Below are 15,822 nucleotides of genomic sequence, written 5' to 3'. Positions count from 1 at the left end.
CTCGAACCCGGCGACGGGGGATGCCCGATGACCGCCGTCGGCTGGCTGCCCGCCCCGGTCGAGGACCTGTTCGGTACGGAGGCCACCGCCGAGGAGGCCTACGCCCTCCTCACGGTCGACGTACCCCCCACCGCCTGGCTCGCCGCCCTCCGCACCGCCCGCGACGACCTGGGCTGCACCTACTTCGACTGGCTGAGCGCGGTCGACGAACCCGGCACCGGCTTCCACGTCTCCGCCCACGTCGTCGCACTGTCACCGGTACGCCGGCTCCTCGTCCGTACGACCGTCCCCCACGAGACCCCGGCACTCCCCACCGCCGTCGACGTCTACGCGGGCGCCGCCTGGCACGAGCGCGAGACCCACGAAATGTTCGGCGTCGACTTCGAGGGCCACCCGGCACTGGACCACCTCCTCCTCCCGGAAACCTTCGAAGGCCACCCCCTCCGCAAGGACTTTGTCCTCGCCGCCCGCGTCGCGAAGGCCTGGCCCGGCGCCAAGGAACCCGGCGAGTCCGACCACGGCGCCCCCAAACGCCGCCAGATGCTGCCCCCGGGCGTCCCCGACCCGAACGACTGGGGCCCGCTGAAGGGCCAGCTCCCCGCGGCCCCGGCCCGCCCCGCACGAGGCGCGGGACGCACCGCGGCCGAACGCCCGGCCCGAGCGGCCCGCCCGGAGGGCGAGTCCCCGGCCCGCGCGGCGGCTGACCGCCCCGCACGACGGGCGCGCTCGGCTTCGGAAGGGTCGGCGAGTCAGGGAGGTACGACCGGCGGCACGCTGCCGTCGGCCACCGGTGCCGGGGCTGCCCGTTCAGCCGACGGTGTTTCGTTCCCGGGTGCGGACACCTCGGCCCGCGAGACGGCGACTCCGGCGAGCGAAAGCGGGGTGCCGTCGCCCGAGGGCCAGGAACAGGAACAGGGCAAGGGGCAAGGCCAGGACGAGGGCCAGCGGCAGGGGGAGTCGGCCGAGGGTGCTCACGCCCCTGCGGTACGGCCTGCGGGACCGCGCCGGGCGCGCAGCGCGAGCGAGGGTTCGGTGAGCCAGAACCAGGAAACCGGCCAGGGAACCGGTACCGACCGCGCGGAACGGGGCTCGGGAACCCCGGCCGCGCCCCGCCGCAACCGCAGCGCCTCACAGGGCTCGGCAAGCCAACAGGGGACGGACTCGACACCCCCTCGCCGCTCCCGCAGCGCAAGCGACGGCTCGGCATCGCAACAGACCCAGGCGCCGACAGCCTCGGCGGAACCGGGACCAGCACCCGACGCGGAATCGGCCCAGGCGCCAGCATCGACGCGATCGGACAACACCGCCCAGCGCCCAACCGCTCCCCGCGCCACGGACGCCCCGTGGCACAACGCCCGCCCAGCTTTTGCGGAACCGGAGCCGAAGCCGAAGCCGACGGTGGAGTCGGAGTCGGAGCCGACGGTGGGGGCAGAGCCGGAGCCGACGGTGGAGCCGGAGCCGGAGCCGGAGCCGACGGTGGTGTCGGAGCCGGAGGTGGGGTTGGAACCGGAGGTGGGGTTGGAACCGGAGGTGGCGTCTGCGTCTGAGCCCGAGGGCGCGTCCGCGCCGGTGTCTGACTCCGAGGCTGCGCCCGCGTTGGAGCCGGAGCCGGAGGCCGAGACCGAGGTGGAGTCGGCGGCGGCGCCCGATGCCAAGCCCGAAGCCAAGCCTGAGGCCGGGCCTGAGTCCGAACCCGGGTCCGCGTCCGAGGCCAGGCCCGAGTCCGAACCCGAGTCCGAACCCGGGTCCGCGTCCGAATCGAAGCCGAGCCCTGCCAAGGAGCCGGCCGACGGATCGCCAACCGAAGCCGACTCACCCCCGCCCTCCGAGGCCTCCGTCTCCGAGGACCCGGCCCGCGAAGACCCAGCCCCTGAACCCGCAACCCCCGAAGACCCAACCCCCGACACCCCCACAGGAGGCCCGCGGTGAACGACGCGCTAGACGTCGCCCTGCGACTCCTGATCGTCTTCGTCGTCTTCCTCACCTTCCCCCTGATCGTCGGTCAGACCGAGCACAAGGTGATGGCCCACATGCAGGGCCGCCTCGGCCCCATGTACGCCGGCGGCTTCCACGGCTGGGCCCAACTCGTCGCCGACGGAGTGAAGTTCGCCCAGAAGGAAGACATCGTCCCGGCGGAGGCGGACCGCCGTGTCTTCCAACTCGCCCCCGCCGTCGCCCTCCTCCCGTACCTCCTCGTCCTCCTCGCCATCCCGATCGGCCCGGGCGAGGGCGCCGTGGGCCAGGTCCTGGACGCGGGCATCTTCTTCGTCCTCGCGGTGATGGGCGTGAGCGTCCTCGGCTCGCTCATGGCCGGCTGGGCCTCCGCCAACAAGTTCTCCCTCCTCGGCGGCCTCCGCACCGCCGCGCAACTCCTCGCCTACGAACTCCCCATGCTGCTCACCGCCGCCTCCGTGGCGATGGCGGCCGGCACGGTCTCCCTCCCCGGCATCGTCGACGCCTTCCACTGGTGGTGGCTGCCCTGGCAGATCGTCGGCGCGATCGTGTTCTTCGTCGCCGGCCTGGCCGAACTCCAACGGCCCCCCTTCGACATGCCCGTCGCCGACTCCGAGATCATCTTCGGCGCCTACACCGAATACACCGGACTCCGCTTCGCCCTCTTCCTCCTCGCCGAGTACGCCGGAATCGTCGTCCTGTGCGGCCTGACCACCGTCCTTTTCCTGGGCGGCTGGCACGGTCCCTGGGGCGCGGACGGCCTCGGCTGGGTGTGGACCCTGCTGAAGACCGCGATCCTCGCCTTCGTCGTCATCTGGCTCCGCGTCACCTATCCCCGCCTGCGCGAGGACCAGCTCCAGAAACTCTCCTGGACCCTCCTCGTCCCCCTCTCCCTCGCCCAGATCGCCCTCACCGGCGTCGTGAAGGTGGTGTTCCTCTGATGTCCCACCCGTCGCCCGGCCACCACTCCTCGACGACGCCCTCCGAGCGGCCCCGGTTTTCGATCCCCGGCTCCGGCCTGGCCAAGGGCCTGGCCGTCACCCTCCGCACGATGACGAAGAAGACCGTCACCGAGCAGTACCCGGACACCCAGCCCGACCTTCCGCCCCGCACCCGCGGAGTCATCGGCCTGTTCGAGGAGAACTGCACGGTCTGCATGCTCTGCGCCCGCGAGTGCCCCGACTGGTGCATCTACATCGACTCCCACAAGGAGACGGTCCCGGCGGCGACCCCCGGCGGCCGCGAGCGCAGCCGCAACGTCCTCGACCGCTTCGCCATCGACTTCTCCCTGTGCATGTACTGCGGTATCTGCATCGAGGTCTGTCCTTTCGACGCGCTGTTCTGGTCCCCGGAGTTCGAGTACGCCGAGACCGACATCCACGAACTCACCCACGAACGCGACAAGCTCCGCGAGTGGATGTGGACGGTCCCGGCCCCACCGGCCCTCGACCCCGCCGCCGAGGAACCCAAGGAGATCGCCGCCGCCCGCAAAACCGCCGACAAGCTGGCCGCGACACAGGCCGCCGAGGCTGCGGAGGTGGCAGAGGCCGCGCAGCCCAACCTCACCGAGGCGTCGCCCATCACCCCCGTCGACCCCGCCGAGCCGCCGGAGGGCCAGTCATGACCCTCGCCGCAACCGTCACTGCCGCCGCCGCCACGGTCACCGCATCCACGGCAAGCACCACCGCCACCGCCGGCAACCCGCACGGCTTTCTCTCCCCGACCGGCGTCGAGATCGCCTTCCTCCTCGTCGGCCTGGTCACCTTCGGCGCGGCCCTCGTCACCGTCACCACCAAGCAGCTGGTGCACGCCGCCCTGTGGCTCGTGGTGGCCCTCGGCGGTGTCGCCGTCGAATACCTCCTGCTCACCGCAGAGTTCATCGCCTGGGTGCAGGTCCTCATCTATGTCGGTTCCGTAGTCGTACTCCTTCTCTTCGGGCTGATGCTCACCCAGGCCCCCATCGGCCGCTCCCCGGACGCCGACTCCGGCAACCGCTGGGCCGCCCTCGCCGTGGCGGTCGCCGCCGCGGCGGCCCTGGTCTGGGTCGTCGTGGACGCCTTCCGCGCGACCTGGGTGGACCTGGACGGTCCGGCCGCCGGCTCGACCGCGGTCACCGGCGCGAGCCTGTTCCAGAACTGGGTCCTCCCCTTCGAGGCTCTCTCCGTCCTCCTCCTCGCGGCACTGGTCGGCGCGATCGTCCTGTCCCGCAAGGCGAAAGCCGAGTCGAGCTCTCCCCCTGTGAACTCCCGACCGGCGACCGGTAGTTCCCCATCCGTACCGGATTCCCGCAATCACACGTTCGGGCTAAATGCCCCGCCTCAAGGCAACGATCCGGCCGAAGAGCAAACCTCCACCGACCGGCCCGGCTCCATCGAGCAGCCAGGCTCCGCTGACCGGCCCAGCTCCACGGAGCAGCCCGGCTCCACCGACCGGCCCAGCTCCGCCGAGCGGAAGGGAGCCCGCTGATGCACCTCGTCTATCCCGCCGTGCTCGCCGTCCTCCTCTTCTGCACCGGCGTCTACGGCGTCCTCGCCCGCCGCAACGCGATCCTCGTCCTCATGTCGGTCGAGCTGATGCTCAACGCCGTGAACCTGAACCTCGTCGCCTTCGACGTCTGGCTCAGCCGGACCGCCGAGGAGAAGCTGCACTCCGGCCAGGCGCTGACCCTCTTCACCATCGCCATCGCCGCCGCGGAGATCGGCATCGGCCTGGCGATCGTCCTCGCCGTCTACCGCGCCCGCGGCACCTCGGACATCGACAAGCTCCGCGACACGGCCGAGGGCCACGAGACGGACGGCCCGGACGGAACTGACGGCCCGAACGGAAACCTCGGCCCGGACGGCAACGGCGGCGGCAACGACCGCGGCAACGACAACGACAACGGCCCCCAGCCCCCCACGGCCAAGAAGGCTGAGGCCACCGCGTGACCACGACCACCCTCGCCGTCCTCGTCCCCCTCCTGCCGTTCCTCGGCGCCGCGGCCGGCCTGCTCCTGGGCCGCACCGCCCCCGGGTTCGTCCGCCCGCTCGCCGTCCTGCCGTCGCTCGCCGCGCTCGCGCTGGCCGCGGTCGTCGCCGTACGCCAGGGTGGTGACGCGGCCGTCGACGCCGCCACCGAACTGACGCCCACCGGCTCGGTCCCCGTCGAACTCGCCCTGCACATCGACGGCTTCGCCGCCCTCGTCGCCGTACTCGTCGCCTTCGTCGCCACCTGTGTGCAGATCTACTCGACGGGCTACCTGCGCGACGACCCGCGCTACCCGTCGTACGCCGCCCTCGTCTCTCTCTTCACCTCCGCGATGCTCCTCGTCGTCTACTCCGGCGACCTGATCGTGCTGCTGGTCGGCTGGGAAGTCATGGGTATCTGCTCCTACTTCCTCGTCGGCCACTACTGGGAGACCCCGGAGGCCCGCGCCGCCTCGGTCAAGGCCTTCCTCGTCACCAAGCTCGGCGATGTCCCCTTCCTGATCGGCCTGTTCGCGCTCGCCACCGACGCCGGGTCCTTCCGCATCACCAAGGTCCTGGACAGCGTCGCGCACGGAGGGCTGCACCACCCGACGCTGATCGCGCTGCTGCTCCTGGCCGGCGTGGCGGGCAAGTCGGCGCAGTTCCCGCTGCACACCTGGCTCCCCGACGCGATGGCGGGTCCCACGCCCGTCTCCGCGCTGATCCACGCCGCGACGATGGTCGCCGCCGGTGTCTACTTCGTCGCCCGGCTCCTCCCGGTCTTCGAGGCCTCCTCGGCCGCGATGGTCGTCCTCGCCGTCATGGCCGCCGTGACGATGGCCGGGTCCGGCCTCGCCGCGCTCGCCCAGGACGACATCAAGCGCGTCCTCGCGTACTCGACGATCGGCCAGCTCGGCTACATGACCGGCGCCCTCGCCGTCGGCGACCGCGGTGCCGCCGTCTTCCACCTCCTGTCCCACGGCGCCTTCAAGGCGCTGCTGTTCCTCGCGGCCGGTGTCGTCATCCACGCCACCGGCACCAACTCGCTCGCCGCCATGTCCCGCATGGGCGGCGTCCGCGCCCGCGTCCCCGACGCCTTCTGGACGATGACCGTGGCGCTCCTCGCGCTCGCCGCGATCCCGCCGTTCAGCGGCTTCTTCTCCAAGGAGTCCGTCCTCGGCGCCGCCGAACACGCGGCCACCGGAGACACCGCGCACATCCCCGGCGCCGCGGGCTGGATCGTCCTCGTCGCCGGTCTGCTCGCCGCCCTCCTCACCGCTGGATACGCGACGCGCCTGTGGCTGCTCGCCTTCCACGGCAAGGGAGTCGAAGCTCCGGATCACGGCAGGCAGCCCCTGGCGATGAACGCCGTGCTGTGGGTGCTCGCCGTCCCGTCCCTCGCCCTCGGCGGGCTCGCCTACCGCGTGCTCCCCGACTGGTTCGACGGACGGGACCTCACACCGACGCTCACCACCTCGGTGCTCGGCACGGGCGTGGCCCTCGTCGGCGTCGTCGTCACCTACGGCGCATGGCGCCAGACCACCGCGTTCGCGGCCGGCGCACCCCTGGGTGCGGTCGCCGCCCACCCGGAGGGCGACGCCGGACTCGTCGAGGCCGAGGCCATCGCGAGCCACACACCCGCCTACGGAGACGTCGCCTCGGCACCCGACCCGGCGGACCCGGGCCGCCTCCTGCTCGGCCCGCTGCATCGCCACGCGGCCAACGGCTTCCACCTGGACGCCGTCTACGGGGCGCTGTTCGTCCGCCCCGTGCTGGCGGCGGCGGATCTCGTCCGGTTCCTCGACCGCGAGGTCGTCGACACCTACGTACGCGGCGCGGGCACCCTGCCCCGCCTTCTCGGGGCCGCCGTCAGGCGCGCCCAGACCGGCAATCTGCAGACCTATGTGAGCGCGCTGCTTGCCGGCACCGTCGTCCTGACGGTCGCCGTCCTCCTCGTCGCCACGGGAGCGTGAGCAGGCGTGATCGATATCAACGAGTCCGTGATGCAGGTCCTTCTGGCGTTCATCGTCGTCGGCCCGCTCCTCGGGGCCGTCGCGGCCCTGCTGCCCGCCCCGCCCGGGCTGAAGGGGAAGTCGCCCGAGCAGGCCGTACTGCGGCACGGTGTCACCGTGACCGGCGTGATCCTCATCGCCGCGATCGTCCTCGCGCTCGGCTTCGACCACGACCATCCGTCGAGGATGCAGGCCACGACCGACATCAGCTGGATCCCCGCACTCGACGTGCGCATCCACCTCGGCATCGACGGCATCTCCCTCCCCCTCCTGGTCCTGACCGCGCTGCTGACCTTCCTGTGCGCGCTCTACTCCTACTTCAAGATGCCCGCGGGACCGTCGCCGAAGGCGTTCGTCGCCCTGATCCTCGTCCTGGAGTCCGGCACCCTCGCCACCTTCGCCGTCCTCGACCTGATCCTCTTCTTCCTCGCCTTCGAGACCGTCCTGATCCCGATGTACTTCCTCATCGCCCGCTGGGGCGGTGCCGGGCGGACCCAGGCCGCCTGGAAGTTCATTCTCTTCACGCTGCTCGGGTCCGTCGTCATGCTGCTCGGCCTGCTCCTGATCGGGATCAAAGCGGGCACATTCGACATGGTGGCACTCGCCACTGACAACGGCCGGTCGCTGACCACATCCGTGCAGGTCATCGCCGTTCTGGCGATCGGGATCGGGCTCGCGGTCAAGACGCCGATGTGGCCGCTGCACAGCTGGCTGCCCGACGCCCACACCGCCGCCCCGACCGTCGGCTCGGTCCTGCTGGCCGGTGTGCTGCTGAAGATGGGCACGTACGGGTTCGTCCGCATCCTGCTGCCGGTCGCCCCCGACGGCATGCACACCTTCGCGCCGTACCTCGCCGCCTTCGCCGTGGTCGGCATCGTCTACGGCTCCCTGGCCTGCCTCGCCCTAGCGAAACGGGGCGCGAAGGGCGACCTCAAGCGCCTCATCGCGTACTCCTCCGTCGGCCACATGGGCTTCGTCCTGCTCGGCATCTCGACGATGACGCCGACCGGCGTGAACGGCGCGCTGTTCGCCAACATCGCCCACGGCCTCATCACCGGCCTGCTGTTCTTCCTCGTCGGTGCCCTCAAGGACCGCACCGGCACCACCGACCTCGACACCCTCGCGGAGGAGACCGGCGCGGCCCTCTACGGCAAGGCCCCGCGCCTCGGCGGCCTGCTCGCGTTCGCCGCCGTCGCCTCGCTCGGACTGCCCGGACTCGCCGGATTCTGGGGCGAGATGCTGGCCCTGTTCGGCGCGTTCGAGCCCGCCGCCGGCCTGAGCCGCCCCGCGTTCCTCACCTTCATGGCGATCGCGGCCTTCGGCACCCTCCTGACGGCCGCGTACATGCTCGCCGTGGTCCGCCGCGTCTGCATGGGCGCCGTGGCGCAGGAGGCCCCGAAGCTCGCCGACGTCCAGACGTACGAGTTCGCCGCGTGGACCCCGCTCGTCGTCCTCACCGTCGCCGCCGGCCTGTGGCCGAAGGCACTCCTCGGCCTGACCGACCCGGCCGTGCAGCAGCTGCTCTCAGGAGGCACCCGATGAGCGCCCTGGCCCAGCCTCTCGCGGAGTCGATGGTCCAGTCCGTCGACTGGCTCGCGATCGCACCGCCCACCCTCACGGCGGTCGTCGGCCTGGTGGTCCTCGTCGCCGACCTGTTCCTCCATGAGGCGAGAAAAGCGCTCCTGGGCTGGGTGTCGGTCGCGGGCCTGGCCGCCTCCGCCCTGATGCTGCTGCCCCTCCTGGACGGCGACCGCGCCACCTTCTGCCTCACCGGTGACGCGACGGCCTGCAGCTACACGGCGGACCGCTTCACCCTGGTCATCCAGGTCCTCGTCCTCGGCGGCGCCCTCCTGGCGGCCCTTCTGTCGATCACCACCCTGAAGGACGCCGACAAGGGACTCCCTGAGGGGGAGTACTGGTTCCTGCTGCTGTCCTCGGCGGCGGGCGCCGTCCTGCTGCCCGCCTCCCGTGACCTCGCGACCCTGATCGTCGCCCTGGAGGTCGCCTCCCTGCCGGCCTTCGCCCTCGTCGGCATCCGCCACGGCGACAGGAAATCCGCCGAGGCGGCCCTCAAGTTCTTCCTGTCCTCGGTCACCGCGACCGCGGTCAGCCTGATGGGCGTCAGCTTCGTGTACGCCACCACAGGCACCCTGTACCTCACACGGATCGCCGACCGGATCCAGCACGTCGACGGCCAGTTCCACACCCTCGCCCAGACCGGCGTCGTCCTCACCCTCGTCGGCTTCGCCTTCAAGACGGCCGCCGTCCCCTTCCACTTCTGGGTACCCGACACCTACGTAGGAGCACCCCTCCCGATCGCCGCCTACTTGTCGGTCGTCGGCAAGGCGGTCGGCTTCTCCGGCCTGATCCTCGTCACCGTCGTCGCCTTCCCGTCCTACGCCCACGTGTGGGGCCCGGCACTCGCCGCCCTGGCCGCCCTCACCATGACGGTCGGCAACCTGGGCGCCCTGCGCCAACAGGCCACGCGCGCGTACAGCGCGGTACGGCTGCTCGCCTGGTCGTCCGTCGGCCAGGCCGGCTACCTCCTGGTGCCGATCGCCGCCGCCGCGTACTCCAAGGACGCCCAGAAGTCGATCGGCTCCACCGTCGCCTACGCCCTCATGTACGCCGCCGTGAACCTCGGTGCCTTCGCGGTGGCCGCACTGGTCGGCCGGAGCAGGGCGCTCAACCGGATCAGCGACTACCGCGGCCTGTACGCGTCGAACCCGCTGGCCGCCCTGCTCCTGGCGTTCTTCCTGCTGTGCCTCGCCGGACTGCCGCCGGGGATCATCGGGCTCTTCGCGAAGGTGACCGTCTTTTCGGCGGCCGTCGACGCGGGCCTGGGCTGGCTCGCGGTCGTGATGGCCGTCAACGTGGTGATCGCGCTCTTCTACTACCTCCAGTGGACGGCCCTGCTGTTCCGCGCCCCCGAGGGCGAACACACCAAGTACCGCGTCCCCGCACCCCTCACCGCCGCGATCGCCCTCACCGGCGCCCTCGGGATCGCCCTCTCCGGAGCACCCCAGCTGGTGCTCCGCTTCGCCGGCACCGGGCTCTTCTGAGCCACCGGCACATACCACCGTCCTCACCCGGACGGCCCACGCCCGGCGCCGCACGCACAAGGGAACTAGTGGCCCTCGCCTGGCGTTGACCAGTGCGGAAGGGTCCACTGGACGTGCACCACGACACCAGTGGCATCAGAGATCAAGCAAGCAAAGGGTTCCCCTGCTGCACGATTTGGAGGGCGTACCGTGCACCGCCGGCACAACGGGCTCAGGACCGCAGTTCTCCTCGGGGGACTGTCGGCACTCATCATCGTCATCGGCAGCTTCTTCGGCCGCACGGGCCTCGTCGTAGCGGTCGTGATCGCGCTGGGCACCAACGCGTACGCGTACTGGAACAGCGACAAACTGGCGCTACGCGCGATGCGCGCCCGCCCGGTGAGCGAGTTCGAGGCCCCGGCCCTGTACCGGATGGTCCGCGACCTCTCCACCCAGGCCCGCCAGCCCATGCCCCGCCTGTACATCTCGCCCACGGAGGCACCGAACGCCTTCGCCACGGGCCGCAATCCGCGCAACGCCGCGGTGTGCTGTACCGAAGGCATCCTGCGCATCCTGGACGAGCGCGAACTGCGCGGAGTCATCGGCCACGAGCTGAGCCACGTCTACAACCGGGACATCCTGATCTCGTCGGTCGCCGGCGCACTCGCCTCGGTGATCATGTTCCTGGTCAACTTCGCCTGGCTGATCCCGATCGGCCGCTCGAACGACGACGACGGCCCCGGCATCCTGGGCATGCTGATGATCATGATCCTGGGGCCCCTCGCGGCCACACTCATCCAACTGGCCATCAGCCGTTCCAGGGAGTACGAGGCCGACGCCTCGGGCGCCCAGCTCACCGGAGACCCCCTCGCCCTCGCGAGCGCCCTGCGCAAGCTCGACGCGGGCACCAAACAGCTCCCGCTGCCCCCGGAGCCCCGCATCGAGACCGCGAGCCACATGATGATCGCGAACCCCTTCCGCCCGGGCCAGGGACTCTCCAAGATGTTCTCGACACACCCGCCGATGGCGGAGCGCATCGCCCGGCTCGAGAAGATGGCAGGTCGCCCTCAGTGAAAACCATCCTGAACGTCATTTGGCTCGTCCTGAGCGGCTTCTGGCTGTTCCTCGGGTACCTGCTCGCAGGCGCCCTGCTGTGCATCACCATCATCGGCATCCCCTTCGGGATCGCCGCCTTCCGCATCGGCGTCTACGCCCTGTGGCCCTTCGGGTACACGACGGTCGAGCGCCAGGACGCGGGCGCGCCCTCCTGCGTCGGCAATGTGCTGTGGCTTGTCCTCGCGGGCTGGTGGCTGGCCCTCGCGCACATCGTCACCGGCATCGCCATGTGCATCACGATCATCGGCATCCCGTTCGGCATCGCCAACTTCAAGCTGATCCCCGTCTCGCTGTTCCCCCTGGGCCGCGAAATCGTGTCCACGGACCAGCCGTTCGCCACCCGCTGACGGCGGGCATCGGTGGGGGCGCCGAAGTACGTACTGCTGTCGTACGACGAAGGAGCCGGGACCACCGGCGAGCATGGCTACGAGCAGCCCTGGGCCCTGTGCCAGGACGCCGACGACCTCTTCGCCGACTCGCCCACCCGTGCGGGAGACGTACGAACTCCTCGGCTGCACACCCGAGGGCGCCCTGCGAGCGGCCCTCGCACGCGCGCGTGCCGACGGTTCGGCCCCGCTCGGCCCACTCACCCTGGAGACCCTCGACAAGAGCGGCGGGGGAGTGGGCGAGTGGCGGCTGGAGGACGTGCGTGTCGTGGGCGAGCGCCCGTGCGCGCGTGACCTGTCGCTGAGGGATGTCACCGTCGAGGCCAGCCAGTCCGGCGGCAATCCCCGCGACCATCCGCAGCGCCCGCACCTTTCCCCGGGGTATCGGTTACGGGGTGCAAACGGCGAACCCTTGGGAAGATGCCGGGACTTGGCCCACATCCAGGAGGACCGCCCCGAACAACTGGAGCCCCCGCTCCACCTGTTGGGCTGCTCCCCGCGCGGCGCGCTGCGGGCGGCGCTCGACGGCGGGGAAGAGGACCTGGGCCACGTCAAGGTGGTCCGCGTCGACTCGTCCGGCCGGCCCGTACAGGCCGCCGCCGAGGGCGAGTTACGGGCCTGGATCCCGTCCGCGCGCGGGCCGGGCCTGGTCGACCTCACCCTCGACCCGTGGTCGGAACGGCCACCGCTCGCAGCCCGGGAGGTGTGGGACCTCTGGGGCGAGGGCCGCCCCTCCGAACCGAACCGCTGGGCCGGTTGCGACGCCACGGCCCGCCGTTTCTGGCTCGGCACGGCCCTGGCGAACCACTCCCACGCGTCCCCGGACCGCCCGCCGGGCACCACCTACCACCTCGACGGCAGCCACATCACCGACCCGCCCGGTTTCTTCTGCGCCCTGGGCGAGGCGGTCAACGGCCCCGCCGGATACTTCGGCCGGGACCCGGACACCCTGGACGACTGCCTGCGCGGCACCTGGGGAGCCGCCCCGCCCCTCACTCTCGTCTGGCACGACGCCGCCGTCGCCCGCGCCTCCCTCGGCGCCCCTCCGCACCCACCGACGTTCGACGACATCCTCACCCTGCTCGCCGACCGGCACGTCGACGTCCGCCTGACGTGACGACCGCACGTCACCGCGCCGCACAAGCCCACACCGCGCCGTACCAGCCCCAACCCGCCCCGTGCCGGGCGCACAGCCCCGCCCCACACCGCGCCGCACGCCCCGCCCGCCGAGGTCCAGAACCGGCACGTTTTCCACAACCACCGCGTTGTCCACAGCCCGGCCCGACTGTCAGTGGCGCGCGGCACCATGAACCCATGACCGAGAACGAGCAGCAACTGCTGACCCGGGTGGCCGCCGAGGCCCGCAACACCCGCCCGTTGGGATGGACTTCACTCCCCGCGCCCGTGGACGAGGCCACGGTGACCCGCGCCGAGGCCGCCCTGGGCTTCCGCCTGCCCCCGCTGCTCGCCGCGCTCTACACACGCATAGGAGACGGCGGATTCGGCCCCGAGTACGGCCTGTTGCCCCTGCTCGGCAACCCGCCGGCCGGCGAGCCCGCCGCCGTCACCCAGTACCTCGCCAACCGCGCGAGCGGTGACAAGGACCCCGACTGGCCGTGGCCCGAGGGCGTCCTGCCGATATCCCACTGGGGCTGCGCGATGTACGCGTGTGTGGACTGCCGCTCCCCGCAGGCCACGGTCCTGCTCTACGAGCCGAACGCCGATGAGGCCGACCACGCGTGGTACGTCGACGCGCCCAGCCTCGCCGACTGGCTGCGGTCCTGGCTCGACGGCACGGGCTGGTACGCGGACCTCGACGACGCCCCCGAACCGACACCGTGGCCCGACCTCCGCATACGCACGACGGCACCGGCGTCCTGAGGAGCCGCCGCGGGCCGGAGACGGCTGCAACCACCACACGCACGCGTGACGTCCTGTTCATCAGCACGGTCGAACATTGCTGCGACAGGCCGTGCGCACGGATCGACGAACACAGCCTGGACGGACGGAATTCACAGCTCCGGACCAGTGCAAGCACAGCGGGAGAGGGCAGGTTCACGGCATGGGCATCATCAGCTGGATCATCCTGGGACTGTTGGCCGGAGCCATCGCCAAATTCCTGCTGCCAGGACGCGACCCGGGCGGCTTCGTCGGCACGACGATCATCGGCGTCGCGGGCGCGTTCATCGGCGGCTGGATATCGGCCCGTTGGCTGGACCACCCGGTCGCGAAGAACTTCTACGACGGCGCCACCTGGGCCTCGGCGATAGGCGGCGCCCTCGTCCTCCTGATCGTCTACCGCATCCTGTTCGGCAACTCGCGCAACTAGCGCCTGCCCTGCGGACCCTGTCGCGGACGCCGGGTGAGGGCGTGGCAGACCCGCCCGCATCGCCAAAGGCGCGGAGCGGGCAGACGGAAGGGTGGGCACCGATGGCGCCCACCCTTCCGCGTATCCCGTACCCGCGTATCCCCGCACCCGCTCCGCACAGTGGGCGCAGGAAGCCTGGTCCTACCGGTAGTTCACGAACTGCAGGGCGAAGTCGAAGTCCTTGCCCTTGAGCAGGGCCTGCACGGCCTGGAGGTCGTCGCGGCTCTTGGAACTGACCCGCAGTTCGTCGCCCTGCACCTGGGCCTTCACGCCCTTGGGACCCTCGTCGCGAATGATCTTCGCCACCTTCTTCGCGTTCTCCTGGGAGATGCCCTCCTCGATCGACGCGAAGATCTTGTACTCCTTGCCGGAGAGCTGCGGCTCACCGGCGTCCAACGCCTTCAGCGAGATGCCGCGCTTGATCAGCTTGGACTGGAAGACGTCGAGGATCGCCTTGACCCGCTCCTCGGAGTTCGCCTCCATGAGGATCTTCTCCGCGTTCCACGAGATCGAGGCACCCACGCCCTTGAAGTCGTAGCGCTGGGAGATCTCCTTGGCGGCCTGGTTGAGGGCGTTGTCGACCTCCTGCCGCTCGACCTTCGAGACGATGTCGAAACTGGAGTCGGCCATGTCCTGTGGCTCCTTGTATCGGGGTGCGTATCGATGCGTATCGATATGTGTCACTGCGTATCGGCGTGCGTGGGGGCAGCCGCCGAGCCCGTGTGGGCCCTGGGCCGCATCCGCATAAGCCTAGCCACCCCCTCCCCTCCGAGCGCCGGTCAATCGGGTGGCGAAGCACCCCTGTGCATCGGGTATCGTTTACGTCGTTGCCACGGAGCACCGCCGAAAAGCGGTGCGAGGGGCTTCAACCCCGGCGGTGTGCCCGAGCGGCCAAAGGGAGCAGACTGTAAATCTGCCGGCTTCGCCTTCCCAGGTTCGAATCCTGGCGCCGCCACACGACCGAAAGGGTCTGTGATCAGCAGCAATGCTGATCACAGACCCTTTCGTCGTTCCCGGGGTCACGCCTCGGGCGTTCCGCAGCGCTCACCCCCGCTGCCACCAACCTTGACGTGCTCGTGCCACGGCCCTACTGTCGCGGCACCGCGTTCATGTTGAAACACAAAGTTTACATACATGAACAAGTGATCCGCCAACCGAGTCAACAGAGCAGACAGGAAGGCACCCCCCATGCGCATGCGTACGCTGCTCACCTCCCTGGCCACCGTCGTCGCCGTCACCGGCGGCCTCGCTCTCACGGCCCCCGCCGCGTCGGGCAGTACCGGAATTGCCGCCTCCCCGCAGGCGGACCCCTCCGTCGCCCCCGGCGGCAACTTCGACCTGTCGGTCTGGCAGCTCCAGGAGCCGGTCGGTTCCCCCGGCTCGCCCACGACGATCTCCTCGTCCCGGCTCCAAGGGGCCAACGGCTTCCAGGACTCGTACTTCTACACGGACACCCGCGACGGAGCGATGACCTTCTGGGCGCCTGAGAAGGGCGTCACCACCCCCAACTCGAACTACGCCCGTTCCGAACTGCGCGAGATGAACCGCAGCGGCAGCGCCGCCGACTGGTCGCTCAGCGGCACCCACACGATGAAGGCGACGCTGAGGGTCGTCTCCGTCACGTCGAACGTCTGCGTCGGCCAGATCCACCTCGGCACCGGCGGCAGCTCCACCAAGCCGCTGCTGGAGCTGTACTACCGCTCCAGCGGCGACATCGTCCTCGGCACCGAGAACTCGCCCTCCGGCGGCCAGACCCTGCACACCGTGGGCAACGTGCCGGTCGGCAAGACATGGAGCTACACGATCGGCGTCTCGGGCGGGAACACCATCAACCTGACGGTCAACGGGAGCACCACGCACTACTCCATCCCGTCGTCCTTCAACGCCTACAAGCAGTACTTCAAGGCCGGTTCGTACAACCAGTCGTCCTCCAGCAGCACCACCAAGGGCGCCCGCGTCGCCTTCTACGGCCTCACCGTCGCCCACAGCTGAGCACGCCCG

Annotated in this window: 15 protein-coding genes and 1 tRNA gene; 15 read left to right on the top strand and 1 reads right to left on the bottom strand. The window is 70.6% G+C overall.

Annotated elements, in window-relative coordinates; genetic code table 11:
• The first annotated feature begins 27 nt into the window (after positions 1 to 27).
• From ACIPTO_RS39225 to ACIPTO_RS39165, 13 genes are all read left to right on the top strand, one after another.
• Positions 28 to 1,929 (top strand): NADH-quinone oxidoreductase subunit C, encoded by a 1,902-nt coding sequence (locus ACIPTO_RS39225; RefSeq protein WP_401199968.1) that lies wholly within the window; start codon positions 28 to 30, stop codon positions 1,927 to 1,929.
• Positions 1,926 to 2,894, top strand: coding sequence for a complex I subunit 1 family protein (locus ACIPTO_RS39220; RefSeq protein WP_366324769.1), 969 nt, complete (start codon positions 1,926 to 1,928; stop codon positions 2,892 to 2,894). Before ACIPTO_RS39225 ends, ACIPTO_RS39220 begins: the two co-directional genes overlap by 4 nt.
• The gene (locus tag ACIPTO_RS39215; RefSeq protein ID WP_401199965.1) at positions 2,894 to 3,577 is read left to right on the top strand and encodes a NuoI/complex I 23 kDa subunit family protein; all 684 of its coding nucleotides are present in this window, start codon (positions 2,894 to 2,896) and stop codon (positions 3,575 to 3,577) included. Before ACIPTO_RS39220 ends, ACIPTO_RS39215 begins: the two co-directional genes overlap by 1 nt.
• Positions 3,574 to 4,419, top strand: coding sequence for an NADH-quinone oxidoreductase subunit J (locus ACIPTO_RS39210; protein ID WP_401199962.1), 846 nt, complete (start codon positions 3,574 to 3,576; stop codon positions 4,417 to 4,419). Before ACIPTO_RS39215 ends, ACIPTO_RS39210 begins: the two co-directional genes overlap by 4 nt.
• Positions 4,419 to 4,880, top strand: a complete 462-nt coding sequence (gene nuoK / locus ACIPTO_RS39205) for an NADH-quinone oxidoreductase subunit NuoK (RefSeq protein ID WP_401199959.1) — start codon at positions 4,419 to 4,421, stop codon at positions 4,878 to 4,880. Before ACIPTO_RS39210 ends, nuoK begins: the two co-directional genes overlap by 1 nt.
• Positions 4,877 to 6,871 carry an NADH-quinone oxidoreductase subunit L gene (locus tag ACIPTO_RS39200; protein ID WP_401199957.1) on the top strand — a complete coding sequence of 665 codons (1,995 nt, stop codon included), beginning with the start codon at positions 4,877 to 4,879 and terminating at the stop codon, positions 6,869 to 6,871. Before nuoK ends, ACIPTO_RS39200 begins: the two co-directional genes overlap by 4 nt.
• Positions 6,872 to 6,877: 6 nt before the next feature.
• Positions 6,878 to 8,452 carry a NuoM family protein gene (locus ACIPTO_RS39195; protein ID WP_401199954.1) on the top strand — a complete coding sequence of 525 codons (1,575 nt, stop codon included), beginning with the start codon at positions 6,878 to 6,880 and terminating at the stop codon, positions 8,450 to 8,452.
• Positions 8,449 to 9,972 carry an NADH-quinone oxidoreductase subunit N gene (locus ACIPTO_RS39190; RefSeq protein WP_401199952.1) on the top strand — a complete coding sequence of 508 codons (1,524 nt, stop codon included), beginning with the start codon at positions 8,449 to 8,451 and terminating at the stop codon, positions 9,970 to 9,972. The genes ACIPTO_RS39195 and ACIPTO_RS39190 overlap by 4 nt, the downstream gene beginning before the upstream one ends.
• A 189-nt stretch (positions 9,973 to 10,161) precedes the next feature.
• Positions 10,162 to 11,025 carry a zinc metalloprotease HtpX gene (gene htpX / locus ACIPTO_RS39185; RefSeq protein WP_366324781.1) on the top strand — a complete coding sequence of 288 codons (864 nt, stop codon included), beginning with the start codon at positions 10,162 to 10,164 and terminating at the stop codon, positions 11,023 to 11,025.
• Positions 11,022 to 11,414 (top strand): YccF domain-containing protein, encoded by a 393-nt coding sequence (locus ACIPTO_RS39180; protein ID WP_366324783.1) that lies wholly within the window; start codon positions 11,022 to 11,024, stop codon positions 11,412 to 11,414. The genes htpX and ACIPTO_RS39180 overlap by 4 nt, the downstream gene beginning before the upstream one ends.
• A 139-nt stretch (positions 11,415 to 11,553) precedes the next feature.
• On the top strand, positions 11,554 to 12,570 hold the full coding sequence (locus tag ACIPTO_RS39175) for a barstar family protein (protein ID WP_401199949.1): 1,017 nt from the start codon (positions 11,554 to 11,556) through the stop codon (positions 12,568 to 12,570).
• A 197-nt stretch (positions 12,571 to 12,767) separates the two neighbouring features.
• Entirely contained in the window at positions 12,768 to 13,334 is a 567-nt protein-coding gene (locus tag ACIPTO_RS39170) for an SMI1/KNR4 family protein (RefSeq protein ID WP_401199946.1), read from the top strand.
• Positions 13,335 to 13,515: 181 nt separating this feature from the next.
• Positions 13,516 to 13,782: a GlsB/YeaQ/YmgE family stress response membrane protein gene (locus ACIPTO_RS39165; RefSeq protein ID WP_366324789.1), complete on the top strand. Its 267-nt coding sequence runs from the start codon at positions 13,516 to 13,518 to the stop codon at positions 13,780 to 13,782.
• 180 nt (positions 13,783 to 13,962) lie between these two features.
• On the opposite strand, the gene ACIPTO_RS39160 is transcribed toward ACIPTO_RS39165, so the two are convergent.
• Positions 13,963 to 14,451 (bottom strand): YajQ family cyclic di-GMP-binding protein, encoded by a 489-nt coding sequence (locus ACIPTO_RS39160; protein WP_366324791.1) that lies wholly within the window; start codon positions 14,449 to 14,451, stop codon positions 13,963 to 13,965.
• 243 nt (positions 14,452 to 14,694) lie between these two features.
• Between ACIPTO_RS39160 and ACIPTO_RS39155 the strand changes: the two genes are divergently transcribed.
• Positions 14,695 to 14,776: transfer RNA gene (locus ACIPTO_RS39155), tRNA-Tyr, on the top strand.
• A gap of 233 nt (positions 14,777 to 15,009) precedes the next feature.
• The gene (locus tag ACIPTO_RS39150) at positions 15,010 to 15,813 is read left to right on the top strand and encodes a polysaccharide lyase family 7 protein (RefSeq protein WP_401199941.1); all 804 of its coding nucleotides are present in this window, start codon (positions 15,010 to 15,012) and stop codon (positions 15,811 to 15,813) included.
• Positions 15,814 to 15,822 lie beyond the last annotated feature (9 nt).

This window comes from Streptomyces sp. NPDC090083 (genome assembly GCF_044747445.1).
Lineage (GTDB): Bacteria > Actinomycetota > Actinomycetes > Streptomycetales > Streptomycetaceae > Streptomyces.
This window is presented reverse-complemented; position numbering and strand designations above follow the sequence as displayed.